General features: G+C 57.2%; 19 protein-coding genes. 5 read left to right on the forward strand and 14 right to left on the reverse strand.

Annotation, left to right across the window (positions count from 1 at the left end; genetic code table 11):
- Positions 1–8 precede the first annotated feature (8 nt).
- Positions 9–485, reverse strand: coding sequence for a hypothetical protein (locus HMPREF3153_RS04210; protein WP_005528183.1), 477 nt, complete (start codon positions 483–485; stop codon positions 9–11).
- Between the two features lie 572 nt (positions 486–1,057).
- On the opposite strand from HMPREF3153_RS04210, the gene HMPREF3153_RS04215 reads away from it, so the two are divergent.
- Together HMPREF3153_RS04215 and HMPREF3153_RS13215 are read left to right on the forward strand one after the other, a co-directional pair.
- Positions 1,058–1,318: a WhiB family transcriptional regulator gene (locus HMPREF3153_RS04215; RefSeq protein ID WP_005528182.1), complete on the forward strand. Its 261-nt coding sequence runs from the start codon at positions 1,058–1,060 to the stop codon at positions 1,316–1,318.
- A gap of 110 nt (positions 1,319–1,428) precedes the next feature.
- Positions 1,429–1,503 (forward strand): 50S ribosomal protein bL37, encoded by a 75-nt coding sequence (locus HMPREF3153_RS13215; protein ID WP_096030696.1) that lies wholly within the window; start codon positions 1,429–1,431, stop codon positions 1,501–1,503.
- 98 nt (positions 1,504–1,601) lie between these two features.
- Here HMPREF3153_RS13215 and rsrA read toward each other — a convergent pair whose 3' ends face one another.
- Complete coding sequence (gene rsrA, locus HMPREF3153_RS04220; RefSeq protein WP_005528181.1) at positions 1,602–1,874, reverse strand: mycothiol system anti-sigma-R factor; 273 nt, start codon at positions 1,872–1,874, stop codon at positions 1,602–1,604.
- Positions 1,874–2,485, reverse strand: a complete 612-nt coding sequence (locus HMPREF3153_RS04225; protein WP_070420108.1) for a sigma-70 family RNA polymerase sigma factor — start codon at positions 2,483–2,485, stop codon at positions 1,874–1,876. Before HMPREF3153_RS04225 ends, rsrA begins: the two co-directional genes overlap by 1 nt.
- 31 nt (positions 2,486–2,516) lie before the next feature.
- Here HMPREF3153_RS04225 and ybaK point away from each other — a divergent pair, with 31 nt between their 5' ends.
- The gene (gene ybaK / locus HMPREF3153_RS04230; protein WP_210385548.1) at positions 2,517–3,038 is read left to right on the forward strand and encodes a Cys-tRNA(Pro) deacylase; all 522 of its coding nucleotides are present in this window, start codon (positions 2,517–2,519) and stop codon (positions 3,036–3,038) included.
- Here ybaK and HMPREF3153_RS04235 read toward each other — a convergent pair.
- Entirely contained in the window at positions 3,035–3,718 is a 684-nt protein-coding gene (locus HMPREF3153_RS04235) for an SOS response-associated peptidase (protein WP_070420109.1), read from the reverse strand. The two genes, ybaK and HMPREF3153_RS04235, sit on opposite strands and share 4 nt — an antisense overlap.
- On the opposite strand from HMPREF3153_RS04235, the gene aroA reads away from it, so the two are divergent.
- Positions 3,717–5,006 carry a 3-phosphoshikimate 1-carboxyvinyltransferase gene (gene aroA, locus HMPREF3153_RS04240; protein WP_070420110.1) on the forward strand — a complete coding sequence of 430 codons (1,290 nt, stop codon included), beginning with the start codon at positions 3,717–3,719 and terminating at the stop codon, positions 5,004–5,006. The two genes, HMPREF3153_RS04235 and aroA, sit on opposite strands and share 2 nt — an antisense overlap.
- Positions 4,999–6,018, forward strand: coding sequence for a ribosome small subunit-dependent GTPase A (gene rsgA, locus HMPREF3153_RS04245; RefSeq protein WP_005528176.1), 1,020 nt, complete (start codon positions 4,999–5,001; stop codon positions 6,016–6,018). Before aroA ends, rsgA begins: the two co-directional genes overlap by 8 nt.
- A 79-nt stretch (positions 6,019–6,097) precedes the next feature.
- Here the strand turns inward: rsgA and HMPREF3153_RS04250 are convergent, their stop codons facing one another.
- From HMPREF3153_RS04250 to HMPREF3153_RS04300, 10 genes are all read right to left on the reverse strand, one after another.
- Entirely contained in the window at positions 6,098–6,613 is a 516-nt protein-coding gene (locus HMPREF3153_RS04250; protein ID WP_070420111.1) for a DUF6912 family protein, read from the reverse strand.
- On the reverse strand, positions 6,614–7,024 hold the full coding sequence (locus tag HMPREF3153_RS04255; protein WP_005528174.1) for an HAD-IA family hydrolase: 411 nt from the start codon (positions 7,022–7,024) through the stop codon (positions 6,614–6,616).
- A 585-nt stretch (positions 7,025–7,609) separates the two neighbouring features.
- A complete protein-coding gene (locus tag HMPREF3153_RS04265; protein ID WP_141740914.1) occupies positions 7,610–7,960 on the reverse strand; it encodes a hypothetical protein in 351 nt (116 codons plus the stop codon).
- Positions 7,961–8,113: 153 nt separating this feature from the next.
- Positions 8,114–10,678: a preprotein translocase subunit SecA gene (gene secA / locus HMPREF3153_RS04270; RefSeq protein WP_070420114.1), complete on the reverse strand. Its 2,565-nt coding sequence runs from the start codon at positions 10,676–10,678 to the stop codon at positions 8,114–8,116.
- A gap of 223 nt (positions 10,679–10,901) precedes the next feature.
- Entirely contained in the window at positions 10,902–11,549 is a 648-nt protein-coding gene (hpf, locus tag HMPREF3153_RS04275) for a ribosome hibernation-promoting factor, HPF/YfiA family (protein ID WP_005528170.1), read from the reverse strand.
- A 202-nt stretch (positions 11,550–11,751) separates the two neighbouring features.
- Positions 11,752–12,348: a ComF family protein gene (locus HMPREF3153_RS04280; RefSeq protein WP_246817161.1), complete on the reverse strand. Its 597-nt coding sequence runs from the start codon at positions 12,346–12,348 to the stop codon at positions 11,752–11,754.
- Between the two features lie 146 nt (positions 12,349–12,494).
- Positions 12,495–14,240: an MtrAB system accessory lipoprotein LpqB gene (gene lpqB, locus HMPREF3153_RS04285; protein ID WP_070420115.1), complete on the reverse strand. Its 1,746-nt coding sequence runs from the start codon at positions 14,238–14,240 to the stop codon at positions 12,495–12,497.
- On the reverse strand, positions 14,237–15,910 hold the full coding sequence (mtrB, locus tag HMPREF3153_RS04290; protein WP_070420116.1) for an MtrAB system histidine kinase MtrB: 1,674 nt from the start codon (positions 15,908–15,910) through the stop codon (positions 14,237–14,239). The genes lpqB and mtrB overlap by 4 nt, the downstream gene beginning before the upstream one ends.
- A gap of 92 nt (positions 15,911–16,002) precedes the next feature.
- Positions 16,003–16,698, reverse strand: a complete 696-nt coding sequence (mtrA, locus tag HMPREF3153_RS04295; RefSeq protein ID WP_005528165.1) for an MtrAB system response regulator MtrA — start codon at positions 16,696–16,698, stop codon at positions 16,003–16,005.
- Positions 16,699–16,702: 4 nt separating this feature from the next.
- On the reverse strand, positions 16,703–17,317 hold the full coding sequence (locus tag HMPREF3153_RS04300; protein WP_046645113.1) for a dTMP kinase: 615 nt from the start codon (positions 17,315–17,317) through the stop codon (positions 16,703–16,705).
- Positions 17,318–17,359: the final 42 nt, after the last annotated feature.

Genomic DNA, 17,359 nt, shown 5'->3' on the forward strand with positions numbered 1-17,359 from the left:
CTGCTAAATCAAAAGTTGGCTTCTGCCCACTGGGACGAAGCCGGGACGAACATCAGGAAGTACAAGGCAGCAATAGCGCTCAACAGCGTTATTGTGCCAAGTACTGACGAGCCGCCACTAAACATCTGAAATGCGCTGGCCGCCAGGATAAATTCAACGAGGACTACGGCTCCCCTTCCCCATCGCTTTCCCTTGACAAAGGCGAGAGAACCGATGATAACGAAGCCGAAAACGATGAAGATAAAGATAGCTGTGCCGAGCCCAACGAACTTCAGCGCGCCCGCCTCAGAAACCATCGAAGCATTCTCGGCGCCGCTGAGTTCGCGCACGATAAGAAAAATGCCAAAAGCCATTACAGCTACAGACTGCACAATTGCGATTCCGGCGGCCACAAGGACGGAAAGCGGAGCGCCTACCGGATTGTTCTTTGCTGCCGTTTGGGCTTGCGCGCGTGCAGATGACTTCTTCTTATTCTCTTCACTCACGGGCCACAGTTTACCTAAGCCGAACGATTCCTAAGGCTTTGGCTCGTTCTAATTTGAATACCGAAACCCAACACCAGACCTTCGCCCACCGACGCTCAGGAAACACTTAATTAAGGCTAAAACTCATCCCCGCTTCGCCTCGGGGGCAAACCCACCTACCCGGATTTGACGCGATCCAAGTCACCACACTCACCAAAAACATGCTAAAGATCCTGCTTATCGAAGTTCTGACAGATTTCTTACAGGAAAACTATCGCCCCTTTTTGTGTCTCACTCGCCCTAAGCATAGTGAGCTTTGCCACAATTTACCCCCGAACCCTAGCGGGATCGAGGTAAACATGTCATGATTTTCAAGTAGCAAAACAACGAGCCGTTTAAGCGGTCCGTAACTTGGAGAAAACTTCGAGTAAACACCAAGTAAATCATGGCGGCGTCGACGCTGGCTCTACCTCGAGACAGAGCCCCACTGAACGCAGACCGATTTACTTTCTTCCCCGACATTTGCTGTGCCCCATTCCCATGGGCTGCAGGGATATGTCATGCTGTCTAAATTTTGTTAGGAGATTTCAATCATGGATTGGCGCCACGAAGCCGTTTGCCGCGACGAAGACCCAGAGCTGTTCTTCCCAGTCGGCAACTCCGGCCCTGCACTTACCCAAATCGCAAAGGCCAAGCTGGTCTGCAATCGCTGCCCAGTTGCCACTTCCTGCCTGAAGTGGGCACTTGAGTCCGGCCAGGACGCTGGTGTCTGGGGCGGTATGTCCGAAGAGGAGCGCCGCGCTCTCAAGCGTCGTCGCAACCGCGGTCGCGGCCGCGCACGAGTCACCGTCTAAGACTCAAGAAAATTCAATAAACCTAGCCCGATTTCCCCACCGGTGTATCCAAACACTAAAGTCAGTGGGTAAGTAAATTATCCGCTCACCTATTAGCAAGGAGGCCGCCCATGTCTAAGCGTGGTCGTAAGCGCAAGGATCGCCGTAAGAAGAGTGCAAACCACGGCAAGCGTCCTAGCGCATAAATAAGCAGCACATAAAGGCTCGCTCCCCTCGTGGGAGCGAGCCTTTTGCTTTACGCCCCGGTCTTCCGCGGCTTGGACTGCGCCCGGAGTTGAGGCTTCTAGCCCCAGGTCACCTCAGTGTGAGTAATTTCCACGGTGATGCGTCGGCGCAGCGATTGCGGCGCTTTAGTACCAGAGCAACATTTCCGCACCAGGGCGCGCACCACTTCTTCGCTTTCTAGACGGGACTGGCACTCGTCGCACCTAGCAATGTGCTCGCGAATCTCGAGGGCTCGCGCATAGCTCGTGCGCTCATCCAAGAGCTCGCAGAATAGTGCCTGGACCTCGGGAGAATTACACGCACCGCAGTTGTTTCCTGTCGCGTTGCTCATTACTTCTCCTCCATGTCTGGGTGATTGAGACCGATGCCTACTTCTCTTGCTACGTCCTTCAACGCAACTCGTAGCAATTTTCTTCCACGGTGGAGTCGACTCATCACCGTTCCGAGGGGAGTATCCATGATTTCGGCGATCTCTTTGTACGCCAATCCCACAACATCGGCGTAGTAAACCACCATGCGATAGTCCTCAGGCAAGTCATTCATTGCCTCAGAAATCGTAGAGTCCGGCATGAGTTTGAGCGCCTCAACCTCTGCTGACTCGAGGCCCGTGGAACCATGTCCTGAGGTCGTGTAAAGCTGAAAATCGCTGAGCTCATCTGCAGAAGACTCCGCCGGACGGCGCTTAGCCTTGCGATAGGAGTTGATGTAGGTATTGGTCATGATGCGGTAAAGCCATGCCTTTAAATTGGTGCCCTGTTTAAAGGAACCAAAATTGTTATAGGCCTTAAGGTAGGTCTCTTGGATGAGATCCTCGGCATCCTGCGGATTACGGGTCAGCCGCATGGCGCCACCGTAGAGCTGGTCGAGCAAAGGTAGCGCCTGCTCCTCAAAGAGGCGCTGGCGCTCCTTGGCACTTATCGTTTCTGTAGCCACGCCTACCATCCTAACTGCTTGGTTTAAGCCACCTACTAAAATGCCGTTTATGTCCAAGTCGAAGAAAACACCGCACTCTGCTACCCCGGCTCTCAAGCTTCTGGAAGAAGCTGGTATCCCGCACGAGGTGTCGACTTTTGAAGGCGGCTCCGATCACTTCGGTGATCACGCGGCAGAAGCACTAGGAATTGATCCCGAACGCATCTTCAAGACCTTGGTCATCGATCTCACCGCCGGCAAGGGATCAAAGCGGAAACTCGCAGTCTGTGTCCTGCCCGTCTCCCATCAGCTGAGTCTCAAGAAGGCCGCAGCGGCGTTTGGGGCTTCAAAGGCCACCATGGCCGATCCCAAGGACGCTTCCAAGTCTTCCGGCTACATCCCCGGCGGCATCTCCCCGTTGGGCCAAAAGAACGTGCTCCCCACTGCAATGGATGAGACGGCCGTCCTCTTCGACACCATCTTCTTCTCCGGCGGGCGCCGTGGCCTCGATATTGAAATGAACGCCGAGGCTCTCCCCCAAGTCCTCGACGTCACCTTTGCCGACCTCGTGGCCGACTCCTAGAACAACGACGTCGCCGGCTGCTCAGCGATGAGTTCCGCGTAATCGTTGCGCACGTTACCCACCGCAGGGTCTGCGTGACGCACTTTAAATCCAGTCACGTTGGATGGCTCTAGCAGCGGCTCACCTGCCAGCCACGCGCCGATCTCCTCCGCAGTCAGGAACTTAGGCAGGCGCCCATGCAGCCACGCCATCTCTTCGGTGGCTTCCGTGGTGATCATCGTGGCCGAAAGCCGCTCCATGCCAGTCGCCCACAGCCCAGCGGCAAACAACATGCCTTCCGGCCCAGTCACGTAGTACGGAGTCTTCTTCCCCTTCGCCTTTACCCCTCCGCTGGGGCTTGGCTTCTCAGCCTTCCACTCGTAATAACCGTCGAGAGGAATGATGCAGCGATTGCGCTTGAAAGCCTCGCGGAAGGAAGGCTTGGTAGCCACGGTCTCAGCGCGCGCGTTAAACAGGGGTGAGCCATCCAAGTCCTTCTTCCAATGCGGAAGCAGGCCCCAGCGTGCAGGCTCCACACGCGCAGCGCGCTCTTGGACGCGCACGATGGCTACCGGCTGGGTAGGCGCTATGTTATAGCGCGCAGGGGGCAGCCCTTCGGGAGCGTGAACTTCCTCGATTCCCTCCCACTTGCCTACTTCATCGAGCAGAGACTCGGTAAACAAAACAAATCTTCCGCACATGCCCTTTATTATGGACTACATGTCTTTGTATTGGTCCGCCCCGCTCGCATCCGCTCCCCTGGACTGGGAACAGCCCGTGCCGGGTTCTAAGTCAATTACCAACCGCGCCTACATTCTGGCGGCGTTGGCAGACGGGCCATCCATCCTGCGCTATCCTCTGCAATCACGCGATACCCGCCTCATGGAGGCGGCATTGACCAACATGGGCGTCGCCTTTGAACACGTAGGCAACGATGTTCACGTCACCCCTGGGCCACTGCATGGTGCAAGCATCGATTGCGGCCTAGCCGGCACAGTCATGCGTTTCCTGCCGCCTGTAGCGGCACTTGCGAACGGACCCGTTCATGTCGACGGTGACCCACAGGCCCGCCAGCGCCCCATGTCCACCATTTTGGATGCGCTGCGCGATCTCGGCGTCGAGGTAGAGGGCGATAGCTTGCCATTTACCATCACGTCCTTGGCCGTCCCTGAAGGCGGCGCAGTTACTGTCGACGCCTCCGGCTCCTCCCAGTTCGTCTCCGGACTCCTACTTTCCGGTGCGCGCTTTGAAAAGGGCATCACCGTAAAGCACGAGGGCGGTCCCCTTCCGTCCCTGCCGCACATCGAGATGACGTGCGCGATGCTGCGCGAGGCCGGCGTCCAAGTCGAAGAAGGCCAGAACACCTGGACGGTCCACCCAGGGCCAATCACGGGGCGAGACTGGCGCATCGAGCCTGACCTATCTAACGCCACCCCATTTATGGCCGCGGCAGCAGTCGCTGGTGGCCGCATCACCATCCCCCAATGGCCAGAGGAAACCACGCAACCGGGCGATGCCATCCGCGACATCCTCACCGCCATGGGCGCGCACATCGAGCAAACCGCGGACGCAGTGACGGTGATTGGCGCATCTGATGGCCAGATCCATGGCGTTGAGCTCAACATGAGCAACGTCGGCGAACTCACGCCTACTGTCACCGCCCTATGCGCTCTGGCGGACACTCCTTCCCGGCTTACTGGTATTGCACACCTGCGCGGGCATGAGACCAATAGGCTCGCTGCACTCGCTGCGGAAATCAACGGCTTAGGCGGCAACGTCACTGAGCTTGACGACGGCCTGCTTATCGAACCCGCCCCCCTCCACGGCGGAAAGTGGCATTCCTACGCCGACCACCGCATGGCTACCGCTGGCGCCATCATCGGTCTGCGCGTGCCAGACGTGGAGGTCGAGGACATCGAGACCACGTCCAAGACCTTGCCAGGCTTTAGCGGCATGTGGGAGCAGATGCTGGAGGGAAACCGTGGCTAGGAACGCTCGCTCCTATGACGAGTCCGATGTCCGAATCCGTCCTGGCAAAGGTTCCCGCCCGCGTACGAAGGACCGCCCCAAGCACAAGGACGCCAGGTTTGGCATGGTGGTGACCAAGGATCGCGGACGGTGGGGCGTAGCGCTTGACGACGGCCCGCTAGTCACCGCTATGCGCGCACGCGAGCTAGGCCGCACCGCTGTCGAGGTGGGTGACCGTGTAGGCGTCGTCGGCGATACCACCGGCCGCAAGGACACGCTGGCCCGCATCGTAAAGCTAGAAGATCGCACGTCGGTGCTGCGCCGCACCGCGGATGACACCGACCCTTATGAGCGCATCGTCGTAGCCAATGCGGACCGCATGCTCATCGTTACCGCAGTTGCCGATCCCCCACCGCGGTCGGGCTTTGTCGAACGAGCACTCATCGCCGCCTTCGTCGGCAACGTGCACCCGGTCCTGTGCCTGACCAAAACGGATCTCACCGATCCTTCCCCGTTTGCGGCTGAATTCGCGGACCTAGACGTCACGGTGGTGGAAGCCGGCGTCAATGACTGCCTGGATGCCGTCCACAACGTCATCGATGGACACGTCACCGCGCTGATCGGCCATTCCGGCGTGGGCAAGTCAACCCTTGTTAACCGTCTTGTGCCAGACGCCCAGCGCGAGACCGGTGAGGTCTCAGCTGTGGGCAAGGGCCGTCACACCTCAACGCAGTCTGTTGCCCTGCCGTTACCCAAGGAGACGTGTCCGCACGGCGGATGGATCATCGATACACCGGGCATTCGTTCCTTCGGCTTAGCGCACGTCGACGCCGACACCATCCTCGGTGTCTTCGACGACCTAGCAGCCGCAATTGAAGATTGCCCCCGTGGCTGCACACACGTTGGCCCACCAGCCGACCCCGAGTGCGGCTTGGACCTCAACATCAACGAGGATTCAGCGTCGGCTCGTCGACGTGACGCGGTCCGCAAGCTCCTAGCGGCCCTGCGCACCAACGTGGAGTGGGAGAACTAGCCAACTTTTAAGCCAAGGCCTTTGGCCCGGCTTTCCGCTGGGCTCCTTCGACCGAGCTGAAGAAATATGTAGTCCTGTGTTAGAGCAGCTCTACAAGGAATGGAAGCTCTGAGGGATCATAGAAAGCCATGAAGTTGTCCAGCGCGTCCCCTACTGCTAGCTCCGCGTCTTCGTCGCCCAAGTCAGCGCTGTCGATGACCTCGATCGCCTTTGCGGTGGCCTCTTCCGATTCCTCGACGTCCACATGGATCGCCTGCACATGGGATTCAGTAATGACTGCCGGGTCGAGCTTCACAACTGGGTCTCCCATGTCTGGATGCGGGGTGACCACGTAATCATCAACATCGACAGAAATAACTACACGGCGATGCGGGAAGCTTTCCTCATCACCGATAGCCAATAGACGCAACGAGGCCATGGAGGCTTCCAGAAAAGCGGAGTACGCAATCTCTTCTTCGTCGCCCTCAGTGTAGAACTCACGCAAAGCCGGAGTAACGGTGAATCCCCAACCAGATCGCGCAGCGAGCTGACCGGTTTCCTTCAGCTCACTTAGCATCGCAAAAGTTGCGGGCAAGTAGACGCGAACTTTGGACACTTAGAACTCACCTTCAATATCGAACACGGCTTGTACCTCAACGCTGGTGCGCTCAAAAACGGTGTAGAGCATGCCCACCATGCCAAAATCGACGGCTGCGCGAACGTTCAAAATGGAATCATCCACCATGACGCAGTCATTGATCGGCAGCTCAATGGCATCCGCCGCCGCTTGGAAGGCTGCGAGCTCCGGCTTTTCAGCGCCGACCTCACCAGAAAGAACCACGGCATCGACGATCCCGCGGTACTCCCACTCGCGGATATGCTCTGCACCTGGGCCGCCTGGATCATTAGACAAAATTGCGGTTGCTACGCCGTTGGCCTTCGCTGCCGCAAATAGAGAACGCCACCTTTTGACGTCTTCCTCGGTGCCATCAAGCACACCAACGAAATCTACGATTAGACCGCGCATCTAGAAAGTCCTTTTGCTGTTGAGTAGGAGTTAGTTTTTAACGCCCAAAAGTATATCTAAAACACAAAAATATCGCGCCCACCCCTCACAGAAAACTCACAGCTAGGCGCTCGGTCGCTTCTCATGGCACAATGATGGTGCGTTCGCCTCCTGTCCCCCTTGCAGGAAGGCTTTTGAATGCACGCCCCAATTCCCGGCTTCAGCTACCTGAAGCTCTACACTGCGCCTGACCGGATACGCTACGCACATCAGCCAAGCGCGGAGGCTCTCTCCAAACGTGAAGAGATTCTGGAACTTGTAGCCATCGCCCTAGAAGCTACAGGCGGCCTTCGCCCTTTGCACCAGCTCGAGGGTACGAAGTACAACCGTGACATCAAAGTTCACCTACGTGCTTGGGCGCTCAACCATCGCCCACAGGATCAAGTTGTACCCGTGCGTATGCGCAGCCTGCATGCACGAGCCAATGGTGAATTCTTTGGGTCCGTCGACTTTGGAGAAAACCGCCATGGTTTCACTGGCTCATACCAGCACAACCGGCTAACGGCTTTCAGAATGCTTACTCTCGGACACAATTTCCGAGGGTAATTACAAGGACCCCAGCTGAATTAGGATGTCGGTCCAATCCAATGAGGTCCAAACGCCGATGCCCGCCGTCAGTATCGAAGCGATACCACTAAAAAGCACGCCAATTCGACCAACCGAAGGAATTTTTGACCCTTCTTCTGGCTGTCCCTCTTCGATGCGTTTCAGACAATCTTCAACAGTGAGCTTTTCATGCTCCTCAGAGGGGAAGAGCTCATCGCTACCAGCCGCCGCCAGGTACTGGTGGCACGTGCGTGGCTCTTGTTCCGCAACCGCGTAGGCATGCGCCGTACCGCCTAACAAAGTAGCCGACAAAAATGCCGACAAACCTAGGCGCAATGAACGACGTCGCACGACAGTCTCCTCAGGGGTAAAAGGCGATCGAAAATGAATTTCTAAATATCTTTGTCCCAGATTATAGGAATCTGTCTAGAACTTAAAAGTGCCTGACCACAAATGTGGCCAGGCACTCAGTTAAATAAGTCGCACGTGCGTCTTATCTTCGCACTATGCCTCAGTAGTGTCCGAGGTCGGAGCAGCTGCCTGTGCTTCCTCCTGCGCCTTAAACTGCTTGCGGAGCATAAACAGCTGGCGCACAGTCTCTTCCTTGACGCCTTCGTTCATGGCGTTAAACATATCGCCGCCCTCCTTCTGGTACTCCACCAGTGGGTCACGCTGCGCCATCGCGCGCAGGCCGATGCCCTCCTTGAGGTAGTCCATCTCGTAAAGGTGCTCGCGCCACTTCTGATCGATGATCGGAAGGATGACCATGCGCTCAGTGCTGCGCATCTGGGACTCGCCGCCAATCGCGGTGACAGCTTCCTCAAGCTTGTCGTACTCAGAGTTAGCGTCAGCAACCAGGGCCTCGCGCAGCTGCTCAGCGGTGAGCTCGCCGGCGGAACCGTACTCGGTTCCCTCAACGAGGGACTCGTGGCTCATGGTCGGGCCGTACAGAGACTCGAGTGCGTTCCACAGCTCGTCCAGGTTCCAGTCCTCGACGTAGCCGGTGGCCGTAGCGCCCGCGACGTATGCCGAGACGGTGTCATCGATCATGTCGCGGATATTGTCCTTGATGTCACCCGCATCGAGGATGTCGTGGCGGGTAGCGTAAACAACCTTGCGCTGCTCATTGAGGACTTCGTCGTACTTCAGGACGTTCTTACGCATTTCGAAGTTCTGGTTCTCCACCTGTGCCTGCGCGCCCTTAATGGAGTTAGAGACCATCTTGGCCTCGATTGGGACGTCGTCAGGCACGTTCAGGCGATTCATCATGTTCTCCATGGACTGACCCACGAAGCGAACCATCAACTCATCACGCATGGACAGGTAGAAGCGGGTCTCACCTGGGTCACCCTGGCGGCCGGTACGGCCACGCAGCTGGTTATCGATACGGCGGGACTCGTGACGCTCGGTGCCCAGGACGTAGAGGCCGCCAGCCTCGCGGACTTCGTCACCGAGGCGCTTGGAACGCTCCTTCTCCTCTTCAATCTCTGCATCCCATGCCTCCTGGTAACGCTCTTCATCCTCGAATGGGTCGAGGCCGCGCTCACGCAGCTTCTCATCGAGGATGACCTCTGGGTTACCACCCAGCACGATATCGGTACCACGGCCTGCCATGTTGGTCGCAACCGTTACCGTTCCTGGACGGCCGGCACGAGCAACAATTTGGCCCTCTTCCTCGTGGTGCTTAGCGTTCAGCACGGAGTGCTTCACACCGCGCTTGGTCAGCAGCTGGGAGAGGTACTCGGAACGCTCAACGGAGGTGGTACCAACCAGAACTGGCTGGCCCGTCGCAACGTGCTCAGCGATGTCATCGACAACCGCAGCGAACTTAGCTTCCTGAGTCTTGTAGATGCGGTCGGAGTGATCCGCACGCTGGTTCGGCTTGTTGGTCGGAATCGGCACCACGTCGAGGCCGTAGATGGAGTGCAGCTCGGCTGCCTCGGTCTCTGCGGTACCGGTCATGCCGGAAATCTTTTCATACAAACGGAAGTAGTTCTGCAGAGTAACGGTAGCCAGAGTCTGGTTCTCGTTCTTGATCTCCACGTTTTCCTTGGCCTCAATGGCCTGGTGCATACCCTCGTTGTAGCGACGGCCTGCCAGAACGCGGCCGGTGAAGGAGTCAACGATCATGACTTCACCGTTACGGACGATGTAGTCCTTGTCGCGGGTGAAGAGCTCTTCCGCCTTCAGAGCGTTGTTCAGGTAGGACACCAGCTGGGAATGCTCTGGTGCGTACAGGTTATCGATGCCGAGCTGATCCTCGACATACTCAACGCCCTCCTCGAGCACGCCGATGGTCCGCTTCTTGTGGTCAACCTCGTAGTGGATCCCTTCACGCATCTTGGGCGCCAGCTGCGCGAAGACGCTGTAGAACTGGGAGGAGCCGTCGACCGGACCGGAAATGATGAGCGGGGTACGTGCCTCGTCGATAAGGATGGAGTCCACCTCGTCGACGATGCAGTAGTTGTGGCCGCGCTGGACGACGTCGTCAAGCGAGCGCACCATGTTGTCACGCAGGTAGTCGAAGCCCAGCTCGTTGTTGGTGCCGTAAGTGATGTCGCAGGCATAAGCTTCCTTACGCTCTGCAGGGCGCATCTCGGAGAGGATAACGCCAACGCTAAGACCCAACCAACGGTGCACACGGCCCATCATCTCGGCGTCACGCTTAGCCAGGTAATCGTTGACCGTAACGATGTGAACGCCCTTACCTTCAAGTGCGTTGAGGTAAGCAGGCAGCAACGAGGTCAGCGTCTTACCCTCACCGGTACGCATCTCGGCAACGTTGCCGAAGTGGAGGGCAGCGCCACCCATGATCTGTACCTTGTAGTGCTTCTGGTCCAGAACGCGCCAAGCCGCTTCACGCACGGTGGCGAAAGCTTCGAGAAGGATGTCATTCATCTCTTCACCGTTACCCAGGCGGTCTTTAAATTCCTGGGTCTTTGCCTTTAGTTCTGCATCAGTCAGCGCGGCGTACTCGGATTCGAGAGCAATCACATCATCAGCCATCTTTGCAAGGCGCTTGACGGTACGTCCTTCGCCTGCACGGAGCAGCTTGGAAAGTCCAAACACTTCTAGATAGTCCTTCTTGTCGCGACAAAATAGTTAACTTCAGGTCATTGTACCCACTCGCTCCACAAAGCCTTATTCTGACCCTAATTCTGGGCGGCACAGCTAAAACTGGCGCTACCTTTGCACAAAACGAATTCACCCCCTGCCACTTCATCGCTTGGGCAATGAGCGGCAGGGGGCGAGGGAAGCTCTAGGAGCTTAAACCCGAGTTGGGGCGTGCCGTTTAAGCTTCGCCAGCATCCTCAGAAAGGGAGATGATGCCGTAGTCGAATGCATGACGGCGATAAACCACAGACGGCTTGTTGTTCTCTTCGTTGATGAAGAGGTAGAAGTCGTGGCCGACCAGCTCCATTTCACTGAGGGCCTCATCGACGCTCATCGGAGTAGCTGGGTGCTCCTTGGAACGAACAATCTGGCCTGGGCGTACGTCCTCGACGGTCTCTGCATAAGGATCGATGTAGCGCTCTTCCTTGGCGCGCTCGTTCTCAGCTGCAGCAACCATCTCAGCAGCAAGCTCACCGGTGCCCTTCTGCGCACGGTGTCCGGACTTGACGTTCTCGCGGCGAACCTTGACCTTACGCAAAGAACGCTCCATCTTTGCCAGAGCGGTCTCCAGAGCAGCGTAGAAGGAATCTTCCTTAGCCTCGGCACGAGCGATGTGGCCCTTACCGGTAGCGGTGATCTGGATGCGGTCAGACTCTGCCTCACGACGTGGGTTAGGCTCGTGCTGGAGCTCCACGTGGAAGAAGGTCAGAGTCGGGTCAAGGCGTTCAATCTTGGCCAGCTTTTCAGTTACGCGCTCCTGGAAGTGATCTGGGACCTCGACGTTACGGCCGGTGATTGTGACCTGAGCGTTGGTGGGCTGGGACATTGAGTTGCCTCCCTTATCTCGTGGGGACTGAATGACTGCACATTCCGCAGTTTGAAGGACTCTAGACATTTCCTCGCTTGGACTTGAATCTCCAGCAATTGCCTGGGCCACTTCACTGCTTCCCTGTGACACCCTTCATGCTACCAGTGGTCATAACCAAGGGATCCTTTAGGTCGCAAATTTACCCCTGAACCTCACATAACTACGCCTCTGCCAGTACGATTGCACCGTCTACTACTCCCCCTGCACCGCGCAGCCGCGCGGCGCTAGCGCTAAGCGTCGCACCGGTGGTCACCACATCATCGACAAGCACTATGCGCGTCCCCGCCACCTGGCTCGCTGCCCGCGTCAGATGCACCGCAGTACGCATGTTCTCCCACCGCTGACCTGCATTAAGATCAGACTGGTCCGCTGCCAACTCCCTCACCTTTAAAGCAATACACGTGCGCATGTGGGGCAAGCTCGCCGCTACTTTTTCACAGATTTGCTCCACGGGATCCCCACCACGCGCGCGGGCGGAGTTCAGCCTCGTCGGGGCCGGCACCAAGACAGTTTCTTCTGGTATCTCCCCTCGCGCCCGCAAATACTCAATACCAGCTGTGTACACGGCCGCCACATGGGAACGCACCGCACGATTTCCCCGCTCCTTCATCGAGACAATGAGATTGCGGCGCACATCTGAATACGGACCCAATGCCCAGACAGGCAAGCCCAGGGGAACCGGACGAGAGATCTGGCGCGGCGGCAGTCGCAAATGCTTCTGACACCGCTCACAAATGAGCGCAGGCGCAACAATCACACCGCCACACCCCGCGCACTCACGCGGGACAACCACGTCAAGCAATTCCAACGCCCGCGCTGCTAGCCTTCGCTTGTGCATCCCTACGCCCTCCCCTTATCGCCCCGTGGCCTGTCTTCCCCCGCCCGCGGCTTTTCTTGCGCTTACTATTTGGCCACGATAGGCGAAGAACGAAGCCCTTGCAGACCGGAGACTTCACGCCAGAAGGAATTGTCAGTGCTCTCCGCAGGCAACTGCAACAGCGCGTGCGAATCGGTGATGTAGAGCGTCGTCGGTGAAGCTGCCACGGCAACTACCGGAGCTGTGATGTTTCCCGAAGCCAACGTGGTGGCAGAAGAGCCATCTTGCTCAATTCGCCACACTGGGGAATTCGTATTGTTCGTACCCACTAGCAGCGATCCATCACTCATCCAGTCGAGCGACAAAGCCGTATTCTGCATTTCCAAGCCCACCTGGTGGGCGTTGACGATATGGTAGTCGCCATTATTACCACGAGCGACGACACCGATGTAAACGTTGCCGCCGATGAGCATCGCAACGCGAGCGCCGGTGGCGGACAAGCGAATGACGGAGATCTCGCCTTTAATGTTATCCATGCCAGAGGTATCAACCTCAGACTGGGAAATCTCACCGGACGCGGCGGAACGCGCGACCCGCACTACCTTCTCACCGTTGACGACGGTCCAGATGGCTTGGCCACTAGGTTCAAAGGTGGGGCGAGCAATCGTCTTTGCCTTCAAATGGTCGCTTAGATTCTCACCCATCTTGCCCAACTTGAGCTGATACTCAGTCTGGGAATTCTTCTGCACCGCCGCAACGATTGATTCTGCGGAAATATCTGCCGATTGGAGGTTATTCGCACGGCCCAAAGATGTGCTAGAAGGCGCTGCCGTGCCGCCGCTTACCTCGAGCAAAGCACCGTTATTGATGGCATAAAGCTTAGCATCAGAGCTGGCGAGGTTGCCCGGGTTGTACTCCGCAAAGTCATCGATCGTCATCTCATCCAAGCCGTCGATAAGCGGGCTGCCATCAGCGGTGGCCTTGATCTTGCCGCCGACGTTAGCGTTGTTCAACGTCCACACCAAAGAGGCGGCAAAGCGCAACCGTTGTTCTTGGCTCATCGAATTCATTCCGCTAAATCGATAAGTTCCGTCTTCTTTACCGAGGAAGGTTGCAGAGACGGGGACCAAATCGGAGATTGCAGGACGCAAGTCATTGTTGGGCCCTTCCAACAATAACGTGACCAGCTCAGTGTCCACCGACTGCTGGCCGGTGTAGAGCCACCGACGGTCAGAAACCAAAGACTGTTCCGACTGCCCAAAGAAATACAGCGACAAAGGACGATAGTTATTGCGCAGGTCATTGCGCTCAATAACCAGGCCAGCGGGCAGATCGACGATGCGCCATTGATCGTTAATCTTTTCCATCTTGATGGTGGCCTCGTACTTAATGCTGCGCGGAACATATGCGCCGCCATCGACGAGGGAGCCAATCACATTTCCGCGCACGTCAAAGGTCCTGCGATCAGCGCCATTGTCCACGGTCAAAATGTCAATCGAATCCACGACGAGCATGGAGCCGGTTGGGTCCCAAGTTTCAGCAATGGAGTCCGCCAAGAAGTTGCGGGAAGACTCGTAGTTGCTGGCGGGTTTACCAGAGGCTGTATAGAACTCACGCAGGACCAGATCGGCGTCTGCGCCTGCCTTCGGCCCCATGATTTCTACTTGTGGATCGATACGCTTCTGAAAGGTTCCAATAACCTGCGGTGAAGTATTATGCGGCAGTGTCGAACAACCTGCCACGGCAAAAACACAGGCGGTGCTAGTTACTGCCAGCACGCTGCGCGAGGAACGCACAAAGCGCAGCTTCTGGGAGGTACGGCTGCTACTCATCGCTGCTCCTTTTCTGCTTCACTAGCGCTGCTTGACGACGCCGCGTTCGGCGTCTTCCCCGCATGGGTTTCGGATTCGGGGGCGTCGTCAAGCACTGCGGATTCAACCTCTACGAATTCCCGGGACATGCGCTCCGACGGCCAAATGATGCCAACGTCCTGCTGTTCCAAGACTTCTGTGTTGTCAGGTTCAGGGCACGGGGCATGCGGAACTTCCAAAACGATTGGCTCGGATTCGATTGGAGTGTTCGGAACGCGCGGGACAATAAGCCTGAAACGCGAGCCCACGCCAAGATAACCGATGGCGTCGAGTGTACCGCCATGCAGCACGGCGTCCTCGCGGGCAATCGCCAAGCCCAAGCCCGTGCCGCCGGAATGGCGCTTACGCGAGGCATCGGCGCGCCAGAAGCGGTTGAACACCAACTCCTCTTGTCCTTCCTTGAGCCCCACGCCGGAGTCGGTGACCGCAATGCCCACCGCTTCTTCGTTGGCAACCATGTCCACCACAACTGGCTTTCCCTCGGAGTGGTCGATGGCGTTGGCCAAGAGATTGCGCAGAATGCGCTCGATGCGGCGGGAGTCGGCTTCGATGGTCACCGGCTCAGCAGGCATATTAATCTGCACGTCAACATCAAGTTCTTCAGCCAAATGCACAACCTGTGCCATCGCAGAATCGACGCACGAACGCACGTCGAGGGATGCGGCAGACAGGTCCGCCACGCCGGCGTCGTGCCGCGAGATTTCCAGCAGGTCGGCGAGCAATTCCTCGAACCTGTCAAGCTCGCGAATCATCAGCTCCGAGGCGCGTCGGGTATGCAGTTCCATGGAGTCCGAGTCGGCGGCGATCAGATCTGCGGCCATGCGCACTGTCGTCAACGGAGTTCGCAGCTCGTGCGAAACATCGGAAGTGAACTGCCGCTGCAGGTCGCCGTACTCCTCCAACTGGGTAATCTGCTTCGATAGCTTGTCAGCCATGTCGTTGAAGGACGCTGCTAGGCGGCCCATCTCATCATCGGAATTGACCACCATTCGCTCGCGCAGATGGCCTGCAGCCAAACGCTGCGCAATGCGTGAAGCGGAACGAATTGGGACGATAACTTGCTGCGTTGCCAGCCATGCGATGCCTACCAGGAGGACCACGACCACCACACCAGCAGCGGAGAGCAGACCGCGCATCAACGCCATGGTGGCTTCCTCGGATTCCATGGAAAGCACCAGATAAACCTGGGTATCAGGGATGTCAGAATCGATGGGGGTGCCAACCAACAGGGCGTTATATGTCTCCCCTTCGATGCGGTCGATGCTTGTATATTGCTGCGCAATATTCCCATTGGAAACCAGTGTCCGCATCTCTTCCGGAATACGGAAACCTTCGGGAGAGGTGGTGAAGGTTCCGTCGTCATTATCTACGACGACAACAGCTTCATAGGTTTCCTGATGATCGTTTAGCTCCGAGGACAACTGCCCCAATGACGCCCGTGCGGAGTTGATGCGCACCTGGACCGAGTTCGCTGTTCCGGTGGCGTCGATTTGCTGCTCCACCGTTGCGCGTGCGCGATCAAGTTCTTGAAAGGCTGCGTCTTCCTTCTGGCTCACCAAACGCTGAGTAAGCACTGATACCAGCGCGTAGCCGAGCAAAAGCATGACCACCGTAGAGGCTACGAGAATCATGCCGATGACTCGAGTCTGCAGCGACGTGCGCCACTTGTCTACAAGACGATCCCGAAAACGTCTAAACCATTCAAAAATAGCGAAAGCCCTCTTTATTCCCCGGAGCCGGTCTTGCCGGTCTTATATCCCACACCGCGAACGGTGAGGACAATTTGTGGGTCTTCGGGGTCGTGCTCGATCTTGGCACGCAGGCGCTGGACGTGCACGTTGACCAAACGGGTATCGGAGGCGTGACGGTAGCCCCACACGGATTCGAGGAGGGCTTCGCGGGTGTGAACCTGGCCCGGCTTGCGCGCCATCTCGAGAAGAAGGTCAAACTCCAAAGGAGTCAGCGAGATCTCTTCGCCGCCTGCACGGGTTACTGTGTGCTCGGGAACGTCGATGACGAGGTCGCCGACCTCGATGAGCTCACCAGAGGAAGCGGAATCGGTGCGGCGTAGGCGGGCACGGATGCGCGCAATGAGTTCCTTTGGTTTGAAAGGCTTGGTGATGTAGTCATCGGCTCCCGATTCGAGGCCGAGGACCACGTCCACAGTGTCGGTCTTAGCCGTCAGCATGACAATCGGGACCGAGGACTCGGTGCGAATAGCACGGCAGATGTCAACGCCGTTCATGCCAGGAAGCATGAGATCGAGCAGGATGAGGTCTGGGTCGTTTTCTTGAAAAGCCGGAACCGCTTCATTTCCATCGGTTACCGCAATAGGCTCAAAGCCTTCTGCCTCAAGAACGATGGTCAACATCTCCGAGATCGCAGGATCATCGTCAACCACCAGAATCTTCGGCGCCATATTCCTACTCCTCCACGAGTTTCTTCACAGATTGCACAATCATATCGGTATCAGCGGTGGCGATCCACTGTCCGCCCCACTTACGCTCTGCTAATCGACGATACGCCGCCGCAGTGTTCGCCTGCAGAGTACTGTCCTTTTCGTATCGATCACGGGCGCGGGTCGAATCTTCCTCGGCACGGGAAGTCGCTCGTGCGGCGGCAAGCTCGACGTCGGTGTCAAGGAAAATTTGCAGCTGCGGCTTTGGTAAGCCGAAGCGACCAAACTCCAGATCAAAGACCCAATCAATGACCTCGTCGGTGCCTAGACGCGCAGCCGAGTAAGCAGCATTCGACGCCACATAGCGGTCAAGAATGAGCAAGTCTTTGCTCTCCTGGGCTGCAAGCAGGCGTTCTTTTGCACCCAAGCGATCGAGGGCGAATAGGGTTGCCATCGCAAAAGCAGAGTCAGTCAGATCGCCCATCTTCCCGTAGAGAGCATCCTGCGCAAGCTGCGCATGAACCGACTCTTCATAACGGGGGAAGCCAAGAACGTTAACCTCAACGGAAAGTTCTTTCTTAATGCGCTGCACTAGCGTGTTCTTGCCTGCTCCATCGATTCCCTCGATGCTGATTAACATTTCTGATTTAGCCCTTCGCTGCTTGGCGATGCGTCCGGTGAC

This window comes from Corynebacterium sp. HMSC06C06 (assembly GCF_001807295.1).
In the GTDB taxonomy this organism is placed as follows: domain Bacteria; phylum Actinomycetota; class Actinomycetes; order Mycobacteriales; family Mycobacteriaceae; genus Corynebacterium; species Corynebacterium striatum.